The sequence below is a fragment of the Curtobacterium sp. C2H10 genome (assembly GCF_025407985.1).
Taxonomy (GTDB): Bacteria; Actinomycetota; Actinomycetes; order Actinomycetales; family Microbacteriaceae; genus Curtobacterium.
In genome coordinates, this window is sequence record NZ_JABXGF010000067.1 from 1 (window position 1) to 18,886 (window position 18,886).

Here is an 18,886-nt window from a genome sequence, read left to right on the forward strand (position 1 = left end):
GAGCCACACCGCGCACCCCACGAGGGCGATCGTCCACGCGGTCCCGAGCGTGGCCGAGAGCCAGCCGGGCATCCCCCACGCCACCGGGACACCCTGCCACCAGATGCCCTGGACGGCGGGGACGAAGGTCAGCACCACGAGGACGCCGATGGCGATGAGCGCCGGGTCGAGCACCCCGCGGACCATCCGCTCGACGTGGATGCGTCCGGACGAGTCCGGCAGCAGCGCCCACCCCGCCGCGTAGGCGAGGAACACCGGGCCGCCGAGGAGCGCCACGACGATCGCGACGCCCCGCGCCACGAGCGGGTCGAGCCCCGTCCGCTCGGCGACGGCGCCGCACACGCCGGCGAGCCAGCGGTCGTCGGACCGGGTGACGTGGATGCCCCGGATCCAGTCGAAGAACCGTGTCGCCGACGCGGGGCCGCCGGTGTCCTGTTGTGTCATGGCCACCAGCATCGTGGCCGCCGACGGTCGGCACCATCGGGGTTCACCCTGATCGTCCCCTGATCCCCGCCCCCGAGCCCGCGGTCGACGGACCCGGGGTGCCAGGATTGGCCCATGCCGACCGCCTCGATGTCCCGCCCGGCCCTCCGGGTCGTCGGTGGCGTGTGCGGCGGGTTCGCTGCCCACACCGGGCTGCCCGTCGGCGCGGTGCGGCTCGCGACCGCGGTGCTGGCGGTGTGCGGCGGGGCCGGTGTCCTGCTCTACGCCTGGCTCTGGGCGACGACGCCGAGCCAGGGTCCGGCGACGCCGACGTCCCTGCGGGCGGTGCTGACCCGTCCCGCAGCGGAGGCCGAGGCCGCGCCGGACGAGCACGCGCGCCGGGCGCCGGTCGTGGAGATCCTGCTCGGCATCGCCCTGCTGACGGCGGGCGGCGCGATGGTCGCCTCACGCCTGGGCGCCGACGTCCCGCTCGCGTTCATCGTACCGGCGATCGTCGTCGCCACCGGAGCGGCACTCGCGTGGCGGCAACTCGACGCCCTCCGGAACGTCCGCGCCGCGGGGTCCTCCGCCCTCGTCGTCCGGGCCCTCGGCGCGCTCGTCCTCGTCGTGCTCGGCATCCTGCTGTTCTTCACCTCCAGCACGCACCCGAACGTCTGGACGGTCCTCACCGCCGCGACCGCGGTACTGCTCGGCGTCGCCGTCGTGGTCGCGCCCTGGGTGGTCCGGCTCGTCCGCGACCTCGCCGAGGAGCGCGCCGCCCGCGTGCGGGACGTCGAGCGGGCCGAGATCGCGGCGCACCTGCACGACTCCGTCCTGCAGACCCTGGCGCTCATCCAGCAGCGGGCCGAGCCGGGCTCCGACGCCGCACGGCTCGCGCGGGCCCAGGAACGCGAACTCCGGTCGTGGCTGTTCGCCGAGCAGGCCGAGCCGACCGCCGACCTCGGGGCCCAGCTCCGGGCGACCGCGGTCGAGATCGAGACCGAGTACCCGGCGCAGGTCGAGGTGATCGCGATCGGTCCGGCGCGCGCCGACCTGCCCGAGGGCATCGTCGCGGCCGCCCGCGAGGCGATGCTCAACGCCGCTCGGCACGCCGGTGGGACCGTCCGGGTGTACGCCGAGACCGCCCACGACCGCGTGGAGGTCACCATCGGCGACCGTGGTCCGGGCTTCGACCCCGCAGCCGTCCCGGAGGGCCGCTACGGCGTCCGAGAGTCGATCGTCGGCCGGATGCAGCGCATCGGTGGCACCGCGACGATCGCGCCGGGGCCGGGACGCACCGGCACCGAGGTCCGTCTGGTCCTCCCCCTGACCGCCCCCGACCGGCCGACCGAGGAGCACCCGTGACCGACGACCCCACCGCGCAGCCGCAGGCCGCACCGCTCACCGTCGCCATCGTGGACGACCACTCCATCTTCCGGGCCGGCGTGCGCGCCGGGCTGCCGCCGCGCCTCCTGGTCGTCGGTGAGGCCGCGACCGTCGACGAGGCCGTCGACCTCGTCGCCGCGACCCGACCGCGCGTCGTCCTGCTCGACGTCCACCTGCCCGGCGGTGCGGGCGGTGGTGGCGCCGAGGTGATCGCACGCGCCGCCCCGGGCCACCCGGACACCCGGTTCCTCGCGCTGAGCGTCTCGGACGCGGCGGACGACGTGGTGCGGGTGATCCGGGCGGGAGCGCGCGGGTACATCACCAAGAGCTCGTCGGAGGCCGACGTCGCCGAGGCGATCGACCGCGTGGCCGAGGGTGACGCGGTGTTCTCGCCGCGGCTGGCCGGTTTCGTGCTCGACGCGTTCGGCGCGGTGAGCGGCGAGACCGCGCAGGTCGACACGGAACTCGACCGCCTGTCGGCGCGCGAGCAGGAGGTGATGCGGCTCATCGCCCGCGGGTACGCCTACAAGGAGGTCGCCGCGGACCTGTTCATCTCGGTGAAGACCGTGGAGACGCACGTGTCGAAGGTCCTGCGGAAGCTGCAGCTGTCGAACCGGCACGAGCTCACGGCGTGGGCGCTCCAGCGGAAGCTCCTCTGAGCACCCGGTCGACGGCTACTTAGAGCTGATGCGCGTGTACTTGTTCACCGACCACGGCACGAACACCACCAGCATCACCGCGATCCCGATCAGCACCGTCACGATCGGGTGCTGCATCGTCCAGATGTCCGGCACCGGCGCCGAGCCGACGTTGCCGAACAGTTCGCGGGCGGCCTGCACGAGCGACGACACCGGGTTCCACTCCGCGAAGACCCGCAGCACGAGCGGCAGCGTGTCGCTCGGGACGAAGGCGTTCGAGATGAACGTCAACGGGAACAGGATCATGAACGAGGCGTTGTTGATCACCTCGGGCGTCTTGACGCTCATGCCCAGCAGCGCCATCACCCAGCTGAACGCGTAGCTGAAGAGCAGCAGCAGCGCGATGCCGGCGAGGAACTCCAGCGGCGACGAGTTCACCCGCCACCCGACCGCGAGCCCGGTGAGCATCATGATCGCCATCGAGATCCCGTTCAGCACCAGGTCCGAGTTCGTCCGGCCGACGAGCACCGCGGACGCCGACATCGGGAGCGTGCGGAACCGGTCGATCAGCCCTTCCTTGAGGTCCTGCGCCATCGCCGAGCCGGAGAACGTCGCGCCGAACACGACCGTCTGGGCGAAGATCCCCGCCATCAGGAACTGCGTGTAGTCGGTCCCCTGCACCTGGATCGCGCCGCCGTAGACCTGGCTGAAGAGCAGGACGAACATGATCGGCTGCAGCACCGCGAACACGAGCATGTCCGGCGACCGCTTGATCTTGATGAGGTTCCGCTTCGTGACCGTCCAGCCGTCCTCGAACCAGACCGCCGCGGGCGAGGTGACGACGACGGGCAGCTGGCGGCCGAGTGCCGTGGCGGGTGTGGTGGCGGTCATCGTGCCGCCTCCTTCTGCTTCGTGGCAGCCGGGTCGACCGCATCGTCGTCCGTCGCCGCGTGGCCGGTGAGCCGGAGGAACACGTCGTCGAGGGTGGGGCGTCGCATGCCGGCGTCGTGCAGCTCGATGCCGGCGTCACCGAGGTCGGCGAGCACCCGCTGGAGTGCCGAGGGTCCGGCCTCGACCGCGATGGCGTGGGTCCGGCCGTCGCCGGAGGCCTCGACCTCGCCGACGCCGTAGCGACGGAGGACGGTCGTGGCGGCGTCCGCATCGGCCTGGTCGACCAGTGTGACGACGACCCGGTGGCCGCCGACCTGGGCCTTGAGGTGGTCGGAGGTGCCCTCGGCGATGACGGTCCCACCGTCGATCACCGCGATGTCGTCCGCCAACTGGTCGGCTTCTTCGAGGTACTGCGTGGTGAGGAGCACCGTCGTGCCCTCGGCCACGAGCCCCTCGATGATGCCCCAGAGCGCGAGCCGACTGCGCGGGTCGAGCCCGGTGGTCGGCTCGTCGAGGAACAGCACGCGGGGGTTCATCACGAGCGCGCCGGCGAGGTCGATCCGCCGCCGCATGCCGCCGGAGAAGCCCTTCACGGGGCGGTCCCCGGCCTCGGCCAGGTCGAAGACGTCGATGAGCTCGCGCGCCCGTTCCCGCGCCGTGCGACGACCGAGGTGGTAGAGCCGCCCGATCATCTCGAGGTTCTCGAACCCGGTCAGGTTCTCGTCGACCGCGGCGTACTGGCCAGAGACCCCGATGGACCGCCGGGTGGCCTGCGGGTCGGCGATGACGTCGATGCCGTCGATCGTCGCCGTGCCGCTGTCCGGCGTGATGAGCGTGGTCAGCACCTTCACCGTGGTGGTCTTGCCGGCACCGTTCGGCCCGAGCAGCGCCTTGACGGTGCCCTGCGGCACCAGCAGGTCGAGCCCGGCCAGTGCGTGCACGGGACCGGACTTCGATCGGTACGTCTTGGTCAGCCCGGAGGCTTCGATGATGGCCATGTCGCTCCCTTGTCGAGCATGGAACATATCAGATGGTCGGTGCCGACCGTGACGCGCTACACGTCGAAGTCACCACCGAAGTCGCTGAAGCCACCGCCGAAGTCGGATCCGCTGTCGCCCCAGCCCGCACTCTCGAACCCGCCGCCGTCGGACGCGCCGCTGTCGGACGCGCCTCCGTCACCGGAGTCGGTACCAGTGTCCTCCGAACCACCGTCACCCGCAGCATCGGTACCGCCGTCGAACGATCCGGGGTCAGGCAGGAAGGCGCTCATGATGGCCGAACCGATCACGTAGCCGGCGACCGTCCCGAGGATCGAGGCGCCGATCATGCTGCCGAACGAGGGACCGGAGCGCTGCCCGGCACCGCCGAACATCCCGCCGCGCCCGTTCCCGACACCGCCGAGCGAGCGCTCCATGAACCCGGGCTGCCGGATCTCCGAGCGCGTCGCGGCCTGGGCCAGGGAGCGCGGGTCGTCGCCGCGCGGGGCCTCGCCGGCCGGCGCGGACCGCGTGAACTCGTCGTAGACCATCCGGCGCTGCTCGTCCGTGAGCTTCGCGAAGGCCTCGGCGTGGACCTCCTCGATGCGCTCCGGCGGGGCCGTGCGGAGCAGGTAGCGGTAGCGCTCGACCGCACGCTCGTCGTCGGTCGACGCCTGCTGACCACCGGTCGGGTCGCCGCCGCCCCACTGCGGCGTGCCGTACTGGCCGCCGGCCGCCGGCGCCCCCGTGGGCGCGGGCTGGTGGTAGGACTGCTGGCCGTAGCGGTACCCCTGCTGCTGCGGCTGCTGCGGCTGTCCCCACTGGTTCTGCTGCGCGGCGCCGTTCTGGTCGCGCTCCGGACGTCCGAGCAGGCGGTCGAGGAATCCCATGGTCGATGCTCCTTCGGGTGCGCCCCGCCGGCGGCGGAGCAGTGCGGCCCGCCGTGGAGCGGTGCCGTGGACTGCCACCCTAGGGAGCGCCGGCGACCACTGACTGAACGCCCGCACAGAGTCACCCGAGAGCCGGCGGTGCAGGATGGCATGCGTGACCGCGGACCTCGACGAACTCCGACGGCTCCGGCGCGCCCGCAGCCGGATGGACCGCGCCTACGCCGAACCCCTCGACGTCCCGTCGCTCGCCGCCGGCGCCTTCATGTCGCCCGCCCACTTCAGCCGCCGGTTCCGCGCCGCCTACGGCGAGACCCCGCACGCGTACCTGATGACCCGGCGCATCGAACGGGCACAGGCGCTCTTCCGGAGCACCGGGCTCAGCGTGACCGAGGTCTGCCTCGCCGTCGGCGCGACGAGCCTCGGATCGTTCTCGTCGCGCTTCACCGAGCTCGTCGGGATGACCCCGTCGCAGTACCGTGGCGCCGATCACGATGCCCTCGCCGGCGTGTGGAGCTGTCACGCCATGGTCGTCACCCGACCCGTTCGAGCAGGATCCGAGAAGCGCGGGGCGACCGGGCGGTCCTAGTCTCGCTGCCATGAGCATCCAGATCAGCGGCGTGCACGTGCTCGCCGACGACATCGACGCCGCCGTCGCCTTCTACGGCGACGTCCTCGGCTTCACCGTCCGCAACACCGTCGAGAACGGCGGGTTCCGGTGGGTGACCCTCGCGAGCGACGACCACGCCGACCTCGAGCTCGTCCTGTCCGAGCCGCACGCCGGTCGGTCGCAGGAGGACGGCGACGCGATCGCCGCGCTCCTCGCCAAGGGCGGCCTCGCCATGCTGCAGCTCCGTGTGTCCGACCTCGACGCCACGTTCGACCGGATCACGGCGAGTCCCGACGCCGAAGTCCTGCAGGAGCCCACCGACCAGTTCTGGGGCGTCCGCGACGCGGCCGTCCGCGACCCCGCGGGCAACATGGTGCGGATCGCGCAGGCCTGACGGCCCGTCACGCGCCCACCTGTGGGCCGGGAGGCGCGGGTCGGGCCCGCACCGCGCCTCCAGGCCCACAGGGGTGACGCTCAGACGGCGGCGAGCGCTGCCGTCCACACGGCGTGCAGTTCGTCCGCCGCACCCGGGTGTGCCACCAGGAACGGCTCACCCGCCGGCGGGAACCCGTCGACGGGGCCCTCCCGGGTCAGCACGACGCCGCCGGCCTCGTGCACGAGCAACACCGCAGCACCGTGGTCGATCGGGTCGAACGCCGACACGCACCCGCCGATCCCCCGCCCGGCCGCGACCTGCGCGATCGTCAGCGTGCCGGACCCCTGCACCCGCAGAGTGCACGAGCGGGCCGCGAGGGCGTCGAGGAACGCGCCGAACCCGGGCCACGGCCGGTGCCCGTCGAGCTCGGTGCCGACCACGGCGCCGGCGAGGGGCCGCGGCGCGTCGTCGAGCCGCAGCGTCCGGTCGCGGAGGGTGGCGCCGCGACCGCTCCGGGCCTCGAGCACCTCACCGCGCCACGGATCGGCGACGACACCGACGAGCGGACGCCCGCCGCGGGTGAGACAGAGCGACATCGAGGTCCACGGCACCCCGTTCGCGAGGTTCGTCGTCCCGTCGACCGGGTCGAGGTACCAGCGGTGCCGGTCGCCGGGTGCGTCGCCGTACTCCTCGCCGGTGAACCCGTGGGTCGGGAACACCGTCCGGACGCGGGAACGGACGTGCTGTTCGACGAGCCGGTCGACGTCGGTGACGAGGTCGGCCGGGTGCGCCTTCGTGGTGACCTCGCCGACGGGGTGCTCGCGGGTGAAGGCGATCACCTCGTGCGCGATCCGGTGCGCCAGTGCCTCGGCGCGGGAGGCCACCTCGGTCTCGGTCGGCTCGCGGTCGCGCGCGGGCCAACCGTCCCGTTCCGCCTCGGCGAGCGCTGCCCGGACCGTCGCGACGTCGTTCGTGGTGATCGAGTCGACGCCCGACATCGCTGCCCACACGGCCGGCTCGGGGTCGTCCACGGTCCACACCGACACGACGAGGCCGAGTTCGTGCGCGGCCCGGACGGTGCGCGGCGTGAGGAACGCGACGTCGAGGTTCAGCGTCGAGGGCGCGAGCGGCGCGAGGTCCTCCGCGGTCGGCGCCTCGAGCGACTCCCACGCGAGCCAGACGTCGGCGTCCGGGAGGACCTTGCGGACCGCCGCCATCGCCTCGGGCGCGCCGCACCACGCGACGCCGGTGCTCCCTCGGTGCGCCGCGACGGTCCGCGCGGCGACGAGGGCGTCCTCCGGGTCGGTCAGGTCGACGAGCAGCGAGGTCCGGCAGCCGTCGAGCCGTTCGAGTGCGGCGTCGAGTCGCGGGATCCGGTCGAGGCCGTTCCCGAGCCGGGCGACGTCGCACCAGTCCACCTCGCGGACGCGCCGGGCGTCGCCCCACATCCGGCCGAGGGTCTCGTCGTGGAGCAGCACGGCGACGCCGTCGGCGGTGCGGCGGACGTCGACCTCGATGGTGTCCGCACCGAGGGCCTCGGCGACGGCGATGGCCGGCAGGGTGTTCTCGCGCCGGACGCGCGGCGCGCCCCGGTGGGCGATGAGGCGTGGTGCGCGCACGGTGCGCCGGGCGTCCGGGGCAGCGTCGGTGGCGACCATCCGGCCCGTCGGTGCCTGCGCGGTCGACGTCATCCGCCGATCGTGCCGGACGCCGGCGAACCGGAGGTGACGTGCGCGTGAACGCGGCGTGCGGGTGGGCGGGCATCGCCGACTGCGAGAATGGGGTGTGACCGAACGCACCTGGGGCTGGCTCGCAGCCGTGATCGACGTCGTGCTCATCGTCCTGTTCGCCCTGATCGGGCGCTCCTCGCACGGTGAGGCGAACTCCGCACTCGCGCTGTGGACCACCGCGTACCCGTTCCTCGCCGGGTGGGCGATCGCCTACGTGACGAGCGGAGCGTGGGCTCGCCCGCTGCGCTTCTGGCCCACGGGTGTCGTCGTGTGGGTGCTCACGGTGTTCGTCGGGTTGGCGATCCGGGTGGTGACGGGCCAGGGCGACGTGGACGGCAACCCGCTGCCGATCTCGTTCGTGATCGTCGCGACGATCGTGCTCGGGGTGTTCCTGCTCGGGTGGCGCGGGCTCGCTCGACTCGTCATCGGTGCCGTCGACCGACGCCGGCAGCGCGGGGCGGTGTCGGCCGAGCGCTGACCGTCAGGTGCGCCCGGCTCGACCGCACACCGGTCAGAACAGCCCGGCGCGCGGTGCCTCCGGCCCGTCGAACCCGCGGAACATGTCCGACACCAGGGCCTCGATCTGCGGCTCGACGAGTCGTTCGACCGCCTCGGCGATCCGCGGCCGGTGGTCGATGAGCGCCAGGCAGACCGCCGTGCCGGTGGAACGGGCGCACTCGTCGGAGAGGGCGATCTCGTGACGGAGCGCCGACTTCGCCTCGTCCGACAAGGGTTCGCGCGGCGCCTGCTCGTGCGCGCCCGTGCCGGTCAGCTCGCCGAGCGTGAAGAGGAACGGCTCCCCCGGTGACGGCTCCGGGTCGACATCGAGGCCCTGGAACTCCGGCTGCAGGCCCTCGGTCGGCTGGTACCCGGCGTGACGCTTGCGTGCCGCGGCCCGCTCGAGTTCGCGCTGCAGCAGGGGCAGGTTCTTGGCGGTGTAGTCGTCGACGGCGTCCTCGATGATCGTCGAGATGCGGCCGATCAACGCGTGCTGGACGGCGTGCGGCACGTCCGGTCCGAAGCCCGCGGCGGTGGCGATGGGCGAACCGGTGCACTTGCGGCAGATGCGTGTCCGGGGCCGCGCGGTGCCGATCTGCCAGCGGGGCAGCCAGCGCAGCCAGACCTCGACAGCGCTGCGCACGCGTCCGTCGATGCCGTCCATGCTCCAAGCGTATGCGCCGCGCCCGGGATCGCCGCGGATTTCCGGGCCGGGGCAGATCGCGCGGCTCGCACCGTGCGAGGTGCGCGCCGCACTGTGCGAGGTTCCGCGCAGCGTGAGGGGCCACGGGCATGCCACCGTGCGGGGAACCTCGCACACTGCGGAACGGCGGCGCGGCGCCGGGCGACGCCGGGTGGTCAGTCCTTCGGCTCGGTCACGAAGTCGATGAGCTCCTCGACACGACCGAGCAACTGCGGCTCGAGGTCGGCGAACGTCCGCACCTGCCCGAGGATCCGCTGCCAGGCCCGGGCGATGTCGGCCTGCTCGGCGGCGGGCCACCCGAGCGCCTGGCAGATGCCCTTCTTCCACTCGATCGAGCGCGGGATCGTCGGCCACGCCTGGAGTCCGACACGGGCGGGCTTCACCGACTGCCAGACGTCGACGAACGGGTGCCCGACGACGAGCACGTGCGCGCCCCACTTCCCCCGCATCACGGCGTCGGCGAAGCGGGACTCCTTCGAGCCCGGCACGAGGTGGTCCACGAGCACGCCGACACGACGGTCGCGCGAGGGCCGGAAGTCGTCGAGCACGTCGGCCAGGTTGTCGACGCCGGAGAGCTCCTCGACGACGACGCCCTCCACCCGGAGGTCGGCTCCCCAGACCTTCTCGACGAGTTCGGCGTCGTGCTTGCCCTCCACCATGATCCGGGAGGGCAGTGCCACCCGGGCGCGCTGCGACTCCACGGCGAACGATCCGGACGCGGTGCGAAGGCGACCGCCGTCGGACGCGTGCCGGACCGCCGGGGCCGAGCCGCGCCTCCCGACCGGCGGAGCAGCGGCGGCAGACCGCCCCACCGGCGCCTGCGGGCGGCCCAGCGTGACGAGCTCGCCCTCGAGCAGGAACTGCCCGCTGAAGGGGAACGACCGGGTGCGTCCCTTCCAGTCCTCGAGCTCCACGTTGCCGGCCTCGAGCCGCACCACGGCGCCGGCCCAGCCGGTCGTCGGGTCCTCGAGGACCATGTCCCGCTCGAGCGGCACCTGCCGCACCTTCTGCACCCCGCGCGAGCGCCAGTCGCCCGAGAGCACGTCACTGCCGTACCGGTCGTCGTCCACCCGCACGAGGGTACTGTCGTCCCGGGTCCGGACGACGTCGACCGGCCGCACACCCCACCATCTCGACGGAAGGCACACCCTTGCGCGCTGCGATCATCCACGCCCCGAACGACATCCGTGTCGAGGACCGCGACCAGCCCGACCTCATCACGCCGAAGGACGTCGTGGTCAAGGTCGTCGCGGCGTGCGTGTGCGGGTCGGACCTCTGGCCGTACCGGGGCGTCACGCCGACGAAGCAGCCGCGTCCGATCGGCCACGAGCTCGTCGGCGAGGTCGTCGCGGTGGGCGACGCCGTCACGGACCTGCACGTCGGCGACTTCGTCATCTCCCCCTTCACCATGAACGACGGCACGTGCCAGGCCTGCCGCCACGGCATGACGACCGGCTGCGACCACCTGTCCGGCTTCGGCGGGAAGGACGCGTACGGCGACCCGGTCGGCGGCGCCCAGGCCGAGTACGTCCGCATCCCGGACGCCTCCGCGACCCTCGTCGCGGTGCCGGGCCCGGTCGACCCGGCGCTCGTCCCCTCGCTCCTCACCCTGTCGGACGTCTTCTCCACCGGGCACCACGCCGCGGTGTCCGCAGCCGTGGGCCCCGGCAAGACGGTCGTCGTGGTGGGCGACGGCGCGGTCGGGCTGTCCGCCGTCCTCGCCTCGAAGCGGCTCGGTGCCGAGCGGATCATCGCGATGAGCCGGCACGCCGACCGACAGGCGCTCGCGCGCGAGTTCGGCGCGACGGACGTCGTCGAGGCGCGTGGCGAGGAGGGCGTCGCGGCGATCCGCGAGCTGCTCGACGGCGACCTGGCCGACTGCGCGGTCGAGGCCGTCGGCACCGAGGAGAGCATGGACCAGGCACTGCACTCGGTCCGCCCGGGTGGCAACCTCGGCTTCGTCGGGGTCCCGCACGGGGTGCCGACGATCGGCACGCGGTACCTCTTCGACACGAACATCACCGTCGCGGGCGGCATGGCCCCGGCGCGCAAGTACATCCCCGAGCTGCTGCCGGACGTGCTCTCGGGTGCGATCGAGCCGGGCCGCGTCTTCGACCTCGAGCTCCCGCTCGACGAGGCGGCGGAGGCGTACCGCGCGATGGACGAGCGTCGCGCGATCAAGGTGCTGCTGCGCCCGTAGCGCTCAGCCGCGACGTCAGACGTCCCGCGCCGCACGTTTCGCTCCGCTCGTTCCGCGCCGCACGTTTCGCGGAGCGGAACGCGTGTTTCGAATCGGTAAACAAACCTTTCAGTAAAGAAGGTTGTCCGTTACAGTCCTCGACATGACCACTCGAGGACGCACCCCCGGCCAGCCCGGCCTCCTGCGTGTCCTCAACGACCGGGCCGCGCTCGAGCTCCTGCTCGACGACGGGCCGCTCACCCGCAACGAGATCGCCCAGCGCACCGGGCTCAGCAAGCCGACCGCGGCCGAGATCATCCGGCGGCTCGAGGCGGCGGCCCTCATCCGCGAAGCCGGCACCGCACCGCAGGCCGGTCGCCGGGGCCCGAGCGCCGTGGTCTACGAAGCGATCACCGACCGCGACCTCGGCGTGGCGGTCGACGTCCAGCTCGTCGACGTCCGCAGCACCGTGGTGGACGCCGCCGGCCGCACCTTCCCGGTCGCGACCCACACGATGTCCCCGGCCGAGATGCGCGCGCCCGGTGCCGACATCGTCGCCGCCGCGATCTCCCGGGCCGCAGCGGCCGCGGGCGTCGACCCGGACCTCGTCACCGCGGTGGGCATCGGGGTCCAGGCGAGCGTCGACCACGCGACCGACACCCTCATCTTCACCGACGGCCTGCCCGGCTGGCCCCGTGACCGGGTCGCCGCGACGCTCTCCGCCGCACTCGGGGTCCGCGTCGTCATCGAGAACGACGCCAACCTCGCGGCGATCGCCGAACGGAACATGGGCGCCGGACGGACCCCCGGGTCGTTCGCCCTGTTCTGGATGGCCGAGGGCCTCGGCATGGCGCTCGACCTCGGCGGCCACCTGCACACCGGCGCGTCCGGTGCCGCCGGCGAGATCGGCTACCTCGGCGTGCCCGCAGACGCACGCTCCATCGACCCGACGGCCACGATCGTCGCGGACCTCATCTCCGAGTCCGCGATCATCGCACTCGCCGCCGAACACGGGATCACGGCACCGGACGGCACCGCTGCCGACTGGCGCCAGGTGCTCCCGCAGCTGCCCGGGCTCCCCGAGCAGCACCCGTTCACCACCGCCCTCGGCGAGCGCGTCGGGCACAACGTGCTCCCCGCCCTCGCCGTCGCCGATCCCGAGACGGTCGTGCTGCACGGCCCGACCGGGATCGCGGGCGGACCCGCCCTGGCCGCCGCCGTGACCGCCTGGCTCCGGACCCGCACGCGCTGGTCCACCGCCGTCGTGGCCCCCGGCGTCCCCGACACCCCCGTCCTGCACGGTGCGCGGCACGTCCTCATCGACGTCGTCCGCACCGCGCTCGCGGACCGGCTCGAGCGCATCAGCGACGATGTGCCCGCACCGGACCCGGCCGAGCGCCCCTGACCAGCACCACCCCACCCGCACCACTCGAGGCACCATCACCCGGCCCTGTCCCAGGGCTCTTCGGCGCGCCCGGGGACGACGTCGCACGCCCGGATCCGTCCGGCGTGCGGCACCGCGACCGCACCGCGTCGGAGCGAGACCAGAGAGCGAGTACCGCAGTGTCCCTCCCCCAACCGAACGTCCCGCACCGCCGGACGTTCCGCCGCATCGTCACCGCCACGGCCGTCGCCGCCGTGGGCGCCCTCGTCGTCGCGGGCTGCAGCTCCGGCAGCAGCGCCGACTCGATCGAGAAGAGCGCACCGAAGGACCTCAAGGGCACCGTGTCCCTGTGGCACTTCTTCACCGGGCGCGAAGCCGGCGTCGTGAAGAGCGCCGTCGCCGGCTTCGAGAAGGAGAACCCCGGCGTCACGGTCGACATCCACGCCGGCCAGGACGACGAGAAGCTGCAGAAGGCGATCTCGTCCGGCCAGAACATCGACGTGGGCCTGTCGTACTCGACCGCCATCGTGGGCAGCTTCTGCTCCTCGGGCGCCTTCCGCGACCTGTCGCCGTACATCAAGCGTGACAAGGTCGACCTGTCGGACATCCCGAAGGCCGTGCAGTCGTACACGCAGTACAAGGGCACGCGCTGCACCCTGCCGGCCCTCGCCGACGTCAGTGCGCTGATGTACAACAAGCCGCTGCTCGCGAAGGCGGGCATCACGACCCCGCCGAAGACGCTCGACGAGCTCAAGGCCGACGCCCTGAAGCTCACCACTTACAACGCCGACGGGTCGATCAAGCAGCTCGGCTTCAACCCGCTCATCGACTTCTACGAGAACTCCCCCGAGCACTGGGCCCCGATGGTCGACGGCTCGTGGCTCGACGCGAAGGGCAACAGCGTGATCGGCACGTCCGACGCCTGGAAGAAGCTCATCACCTGGCAGAAGGGCTTCGTCGACGAGATCGGCTACGACAAGCTGAAGGCCTTCACCTCGGGGCTCGGCCAGGAGTTCGCCGCCGACAACGCGTTCCAGACCGGTCAGGTCGCGATGCAGATCGACGGCGAGTACCGGACCGCCTTCATCAAGGACCAGAAGCCGGACCTCGACTACGGCACCGCACCGACCCCGGTGATGGACGGCCTCGGCAACTACGGTTCGACCTACATCGCGGGCAACGTGGCGGGCATCGCGAAGGGGTCGAAGCACCCCGAGCTGGCCTGGGCGCTGCTGAAGTACCTCTCCACGAACACCGACGCGCAGGTCACGATGGGCAACGGGCTCAAGAACATCCCGACGCTCACCTCGGCCCTCGAGTCGCCGAAGCTCGAGGTCGACGAGAACTACAAGACCTTCGTCGACGTCGCGGGCGACAAGGACACGATGACCTCGCCGGGCACCGCGGACGGCGCCGCCTACATCGGCACCTTCACGAAGTTCTGGCAGGCGTACCAGCAGAACGGCGGCGACCTCGACGCGAAGCTCAAGAAGCTCGACTCGGACATCGACAACGCCAACCAGCTGGCTGGTCCGTGACCATGACCGACGTCACCACCCCTGAGACCGGCAGCCTGGAGGCGCGGCCCACCCGCGCCTCCCGGCCGCCGGCCAGCGCCGGGTCGCGTTCGACGGCCCCCGGGAGCCGGCCACGTCGGCGCCGCTCCGCCGAGTCCCGCCGTCGCCTGGTCGCGCTGACGATGCTCGCCCCGGCCCTGGCGGGCCTCGTGATCTTCTTCGCGTACCCGCTCGTCGCGTCGATCTTCTACTCGTTCACGCGCTACAACCAGCTGCAGGAACCCGAGTTCGTCGGGCTGCTGAACTACCGGTTCCTCTTCACCCAGGACCCGCAGATCGGCCCCGCGGTCGTGAACACGCTGTGGTTCGTGGTCATCCTCGTGCCGGTCCGGATCGTCTGCGGGCTGCTCGTGGCGGGACTGCTCAGCCGCGCGAAGACGGCGACCGGGTTCTGGCGGACGCTGTTCTACCTGCCCGCCCTGGTGCCTCCCGTCGCGAGCGTCGTCGCGTTCGTCTTCCTGTTCAACCCCGGCACCGGCCCCGTGAACCAGATCCTGCGGGTGTTCGGCATCGACGGCCCGCTCTGGTTCAACGACCCCGCGTGGTCGAAGCCCTCGCTCGTGATCATGGGCGTCTGGGTGATGGGCGACATCATGATCATCTTCCTGGCGTCGCTCCTCGACGTGCCACGCGACCTGTACGAGGCCGCGTCGCTCGACGGGGCGAACGGCGTCCAGCAGGTACGGCACATCACGCTGCCGACGATCGCGCCGGTCATCGGGTTCGCCGCCGTCACGGGGGTGATCGCGGCCCTGCAGTACTTCACCGAGGCCGCCGTCGCGTCGGGCGTCGCCAGCGGCAAGGCCACGATCGGCGGAGGCACCGCGGCGCAGCTCGGCTACCCGGGCACCTCGCTGCTCACCTACACCGAGCTGCTCTACCAGCACGGGTTCGCGAACTTCCAGTTCGGCTACGCGTCCGCGATGGCCGTGGTGCTGTTCGTGGTCACCGCCGTGGTGCTCGTCCTCACGATGCGCCGCATCTCCGTCTTCAGACCCGAGGAGTCCTGATGACCGCCGTGTCCCAGTCCCCGCTCGCCCGGGCTCCCCGCGGTGCGGCGTCCGGCTCCGCCCGCGGTCCGCGCCGCAGCCTGCTGGTCTGGATCGCCGAGCACGCCGCACTCGTCGCGCTCGGCGTCCTGACCATCGCGCCGATCGTGTTCGTCATCCTGACGTCGCTGATGTCGAGCAACCAGGCACTCACCGCGTCGATCGTGCCGCGCCCGTTCGACTTCTCGAACTACGGCCGGGTGTTCACCGAACTGCCGCTCGTGCAGTGGTTCGGGAACTCGTCGATGTACGCCGTGCTCGCCACAGCGTTCATGCTCGTCAGCTCGGTCCCGGCGGCGTACGCGCTCGCCCAGATCAAGTTCCGTGGCGCGAACCTGATCTTCACCGTGATCATCGTCGCGATGCTCCTGCCCCCGCAGGTCACCGCGGTGCCGGTCTACGTGATGTGGTCCGAGCTGCACCTCACCGGCACGCTCTGGCCGCTCATCCTGCCGAACCTGCTCGGCGACGCGTTCAGCATCTTCCTGCTCCGTCAGTTCTTCATGACGATCCCGAAGGAGTACGGGGACGCCGCTCGCATGGACGGATGCAGCGAGTGGGGCGTGCTCTGGCGCGTGGTCGTCCCGATGGCCCGCCCCGGCATCGCGTCGGCGGCGATCTTCATGTTCTTCCACTCGTGGAACGACTACTACGGCCCGCTCCTGTACGCCTCCGAGAACCAGGCCGCCTGGCCGGTGGCGTACGGGCTGGCCACGTTCCGCGGCCAACACGGCACCGACTGGTCGATGACGATGGCGATGACCGTCGTCGTCATGGTGCCGGTCGTCATCATCTTCTTCTTCGCACAGAAGGCATTCGTCGAGGGCATCGCGCTCACCGGCGTGAAGGGATAGCACCACAGTGAAACTCGCAGTCATCGGTGGCGGATCCACCTACACCCCCGAACTCGTGGACGGCTTCGCCCGGCTCCGCGACCAGCTGCCCATCGACGAGCTGTGGCTCGTCGACCCCGATCCCGTCCGGCGCGAACTCGTCGGCGGTGTCGCGAAGCGGATGTTCGCCCACGCCGGCCACCCGGGCACGATCCACGTCACGGACGACGTCGTCGCCGGGGTCTCGGACGCCGACGCCGTCATGTTCCAGCTCCGGATCGGCGGGCAGGCCGCCCGGCACCAGGACGAGACCTGGCCGCACGAGGCCTGCTGCATCGGGCAGGAGACCACCGGGCCCGGCGGGTTCGCGAAGGCGCTCCGCACCGTGCCGGTCGTGCTCGAGTACGCGTCGCTCGTCAAGCGGTACGCCAAGCCGGACGCGTGGATCGTCGACTTCACGAACCCGGTGGGCATCGTCACCCGTGCACTGCTCGAAGCGGGGCACCGGGCCGTCGGGCTCTGCAACGTGGCGATCGGGTTCCAGCGGCGCTTCGCGAAGGAGTTCGATGTCGCTCCGTCGGCCGTCCGGCTCGACCACGTCGGTCTGAACCACCTGACGTGGGAGCGCGGCGTCCACGTGACGGACGCCTCCGGCGAGCGCGACGTCCTGTCCGACCTGCTCCGTGCCGACACCGGTGCCCTCGACCGGATGGCGGAGAGCGTACACATGCCGGCCGACCTCATCCGGCTGCAGCACGCCGTGCCCTCGTACTACCTGCGCTACTTCTACAGCCACGACGTCGTGCTCGAGGAACAGCTGCACGCGCCCACCCGTGCCGAGGCCGTCATGGAGACCGAGCGGGCCCTGCTCGCGAAGTACGCGGACGAGTCCGTCGTGACGAAGCCCGCCGAGCTCGAGCAGCGGGGCGGTGCCTACTACTCCGAGGCGGCGATCGACGTGCTCTCCTCGATCCTCGGCGACCGCGGTGACGTGCAGGTCCTCAACGTGCGCAACGACGGCACGTTCCCGTTCCTCCCCGACGACCACGTGATCGAGGTCCCGACCCGGGTCACCCGCGCGGCGATCACACCGTTGCCCGTCGCGCCACTCGACGCCGACATGGTCGGACTCGTGTCGCACGTCGCCGGGTACGAACGCCTCGCCCTCGACGCCGCCGTGCACGGAGGCCGCGACCGCGTGCTCCGCGCGATGTGGGCGCACCCGCTCGTCGGGCAGGTCGACAAGGCCGAACGGCTCACCGACCTGCTCCTGGCCGCGAACGCGGAGCACCTGCCGTGGACGCGATCGGAGCAGCTGACGTGGGCGGGCTGAACGGAGCCGGAGCGTCCGGGGGCGGCGTCGGCACCGCCCGAGCGACCCGTCCGCCCGCACCCGTCCCGCCGGCGCCGAGCGACGTCGTCCTGGCCGTCGACGGTGGCGGCAGCAAGACGGACGTCGTCGCGATCGCACTCGACGGCTCGATCGTCGGGCACGCACGGGGCCCCGGCTCGAACCCGCAGACCCGCGGGTGGGACGTCGCCGGGCCGATCCTCGACGACGTCCGGGCGCGGGTCGTCGGCGACCTCGGCGACCGTCGGATCCGGACGACGCACGTGTACCTGGCCGGGCTCGACCTGCACGACGAACTCGTCGCGGCGACCGAGGCGCTCGCGCACTGGGAGGCCGACGGCGGCGCGCCGCACGTCCTCGACAACGACCTGTTCGCACTGCTGCGGGCGGGGACGCTGTCGCCGGACGCCGCCGCGGTCGTCTGCGGCACGGGCATCAACGCGCTCGCGGTCCGGGCCGACGGAACCACCGCCCGGTTCCCTGCCATCGGTGACGTCTCCGGCGACTGGGGCGGCGGCGCGTACCTCGGCAACCGTGCGCTGTGGCACGCAGCCCGCGCCGACGACGGTCGCGGACCGGCGACGGCCCTGGTCACGGCCGTCCCGGCGGCACTGGGCCTCCGCAGCGTCCGCGAGGTGACCGAGGCCATCCACTTCGGCCGCCTCGACCAGCGGGTGTTCAACCGGCTGTGCCCGGTGCTGTTCGAGGTCGCCGGCGCGGGTGACGCCGTGGCCGCCGGCGTCGTCGCGCGGCAGGCCGAGGAGATCGTCCTGCTCGCCGCGGTCGCGCTCGAGCGTCTCGGTCTGGGTGGTTCGGCCGCGAGCCCGGTGCCCGTGGTCCTCGGCGGCGGGGTGCTCGCGGCACGGGACCCCCTGCTCGTCGAGGGCGTCGTCGACGGCCTCGCTGCCCGGGTGCCCGGAGCGGTGCCGACGTGGGTGACCGATCCTCCCGTGCTCGGGGCGGGGTTGGCGGCGCTGGAGTCCGTCGGGGCCGACGACGCCGCGCTCGACCGTTACCGGCAGGCCGTGCGCTCCCGCGCCTTCGCGAGCACCACGGCGCTGATCCGCTGACGCGGCCGCGCGCCGCGCCGCACGGCGCCCGCGCACGCGCCCGCGAAAGCGACAGTGTGCCGCACGACGATCGCAGCACACTGTCGCTCCAGCGGCAGCATCATCGCGCGCACTTTGTGCGCTGTCGCTTCCGCGGCACGACCCACACCGCGCCCGGAACGCACCCACACACGGACGGGAGGCGCGGTGCCAGCCCGCACCGCGCCTCCCGTCCGACCGTGCTCGCGCCCATCCCGTGCTCGCGCGCCCCGAGACTCGGCAGGGCGGACGAGATGCGGGCCGCCGGGCCGCGAAACTGTCCGCCGAGCCGAGACTCGGCGAGAC

Annotated in this window: 19 protein-coding genes; 12 read left to right on the forward strand and 7 right to left on the reverse strand. The window is 72.4% G+C overall.

Going from position 1 to position 18,886, the window contains the following annotated elements:
• Positions 1-444 (reverse strand): PspC domain-containing protein (locus HWD93_RS16785; RefSeq protein ID WP_261647430.1); only part of this gene is annotated, 444 nt, incomplete at its 3' end.
• A gap of 114 nt (positions 445-558) precedes the next feature.
• Between HWD93_RS16785 and HWD93_RS16790 the strand changes: the two genes are divergently transcribed.
• Complete coding sequence (locus HWD93_RS16790) at positions 559-1,788, forward strand: ATP-binding protein (protein WP_261647431.1); 1,230 nt, start codon at positions 559-561, stop codon at positions 1,786-1,788.
• On the forward strand, positions 1,785-2,468 hold the full coding sequence (locus HWD93_RS16795) for a response regulator transcription factor (RefSeq protein ID WP_070416644.1): 684 nt from the start codon (positions 1,785-1,787) through the stop codon (positions 2,466-2,468). Before HWD93_RS16790 ends, HWD93_RS16795 begins: the two co-directional genes overlap by 4 nt.
• A 15-nt stretch (positions 2,469-2,483) precedes the next feature.
• Here the strand turns inward: HWD93_RS16795 and HWD93_RS16800 are convergent, their stop codons facing one another.
• From HWD93_RS16800 to HWD93_RS16810, 3 genes are read right to left on the reverse strand one after another with little or no spacing between them, the layout of a single operon-like run.
• Positions 2,484-3,338, reverse strand: coding sequence for an ABC transporter permease (locus tag HWD93_RS16800; protein WP_070416645.1), 855 nt, complete (start codon positions 3,336-3,338; stop codon positions 2,484-2,486).
• Positions 3,335-4,336, reverse strand: coding sequence for an ATP-binding cassette domain-containing protein (locus HWD93_RS16805; protein ID WP_261647432.1), 1,002 nt, complete (start codon positions 4,334-4,336; stop codon positions 3,335-3,337). Before HWD93_RS16805 ends, HWD93_RS16800 begins: the two co-directional genes overlap by 4 nt.
• A 56-nt stretch (positions 4,337-4,392) precedes the next feature.
• A complete protein-coding gene (locus tag HWD93_RS16810; protein WP_261647433.1) occupies positions 4,393-5,205 on the reverse strand; it encodes a hypothetical protein in 813 nt (270 codons plus the stop codon).
• A gap of 205 nt (positions 5,206-5,410) precedes the next feature.
• Between HWD93_RS16810 and HWD93_RS16815 the strand changes: the two genes are divergently transcribed.
• Positions 5,411-5,791, forward strand: a complete 381-nt coding sequence (locus HWD93_RS16815; protein ID WP_261647439.1) for a helix-turn-helix transcriptional regulator — start codon at positions 5,411-5,413, stop codon at positions 5,789-5,791.
• 10 nt (positions 5,792-5,801) lie between these two features.
• Entirely contained in the window at positions 5,802-6,206 is a 405-nt protein-coding gene (locus tag HWD93_RS16820; protein WP_071302952.1) for a VOC family protein, read from the forward strand.
• An 80-nt stretch (positions 6,207-6,286) separates the two neighbouring features.
• Here the strand turns inward: HWD93_RS16820 and HWD93_RS16825 are convergent, their stop codons facing one another.
• Positions 6,287-7,879: an inositol monophosphatase family protein gene (locus tag HWD93_RS16825; protein WP_261647434.1), complete on the reverse strand. Its 1,593-nt coding sequence runs from the start codon at positions 7,877-7,879 to the stop codon at positions 6,287-6,289.
• A 94-nt stretch (positions 7,880-7,973) separates the two neighbouring features.
• On the opposite strand from HWD93_RS16825, the gene HWD93_RS16830 reads away from it, so the two are divergent.
• Positions 7,974-8,396 (forward strand): DUF3054 domain-containing protein, encoded by a 423-nt coding sequence (locus tag HWD93_RS16830; RefSeq protein WP_261647435.1) that lies wholly within the window; start codon positions 7,974-7,976, stop codon positions 8,394-8,396.
• A gap of 33 nt (positions 8,397-8,429) precedes the next feature.
• On the opposite strand, the gene HWD93_RS16835 is transcribed toward HWD93_RS16830, so the two are convergent.
• Together HWD93_RS16835 and HWD93_RS16840 are read right to left on the reverse strand one after the other, a co-directional pair.
• Positions 8,430-9,080 (reverse strand): spermidine/putrescine ABC transporter substrate-binding protein, encoded by a 651-nt coding sequence (locus tag HWD93_RS16835; protein ID WP_070416650.1) that lies wholly within the window; start codon positions 9,078-9,080, stop codon positions 8,430-8,432.
• Between the two features lie 194 nt (positions 9,081-9,274).
• Entirely contained in the window at positions 9,275-10,189 is a 915-nt protein-coding gene (locus tag HWD93_RS16840) for a DUF3097 domain-containing protein (RefSeq protein ID WP_229086739.1), read from the reverse strand.
• An 80-nt stretch (positions 10,190-10,269) separates the two neighbouring features.
• Here HWD93_RS16840 and HWD93_RS16845 point away from each other — a divergent pair, with 80 nt between their 5' ends.
• The 7 genes from HWD93_RS16845 (at position 10,270) to HWD93_RS16875 (ending at position 18,562) form a co-directional block, all read left to right on the forward strand.
• Positions 10,270-11,319 carry a zinc-binding dehydrogenase gene (locus HWD93_RS16845; RefSeq protein WP_261647436.1) on the forward strand — a complete coding sequence of 350 codons (1,050 nt, stop codon included), beginning with the start codon at positions 10,270-10,272 and terminating at the stop codon, positions 11,317-11,319.
• 142 nt (positions 11,320-11,461) lie between these two features.
• Positions 11,462-12,703, forward strand: a complete 1,242-nt coding sequence (locus HWD93_RS16850) for an ROK family transcriptional regulator (protein ID WP_261647437.1) — start codon at positions 11,462-11,464, stop codon at positions 12,701-12,703.
• Positions 12,704-12,861: 158 nt separating this feature from the next.
• The gene (locus tag HWD93_RS16855; RefSeq protein ID WP_092384142.1) at positions 12,862-14,220 is read left to right on the forward strand and encodes an extracellular solute-binding protein; all 1,359 of its coding nucleotides are present in this window, start codon (positions 12,862-12,864) and stop codon (positions 14,218-14,220) included.
• Positions 14,221-14,222: 2 nt separating this feature from the next.
• Entirely contained in the window at positions 14,223-15,269 is a 1,047-nt protein-coding gene (locus HWD93_RS16860) for a carbohydrate ABC transporter permease (protein WP_217637349.1), read from the forward strand.
• A complete protein-coding gene (locus HWD93_RS16865) occupies positions 15,269-16,162 on the forward strand; it encodes a carbohydrate ABC transporter permease (protein ID WP_071295012.1) in 894 nt (297 codons plus the stop codon). The genes HWD93_RS16860 and HWD93_RS16865 overlap by 1 nt, the downstream gene beginning before the upstream one ends.
• 7 nt (positions 16,163-16,169) lie before the next feature.
• On the forward strand, positions 16,170-17,474 hold the full coding sequence (locus tag HWD93_RS19600; RefSeq protein ID WP_261647438.1) for a 6-phospho-beta-glucosidase: 1,305 nt from the start codon (positions 16,170-16,172) through the stop codon (positions 17,472-17,474).
• Complete coding sequence (locus tag HWD93_RS16875; protein WP_258027686.1) at positions 17,462-18,562, forward strand: N-acetylglucosamine kinase; 1,101 nt, start codon at positions 17,462-17,464, stop codon at positions 18,560-18,562. The genes HWD93_RS19600 and HWD93_RS16875 overlap by 13 nt, the downstream gene beginning before the upstream one ends.
• Positions 18,563-18,886 lie beyond the last annotated feature (324 nt).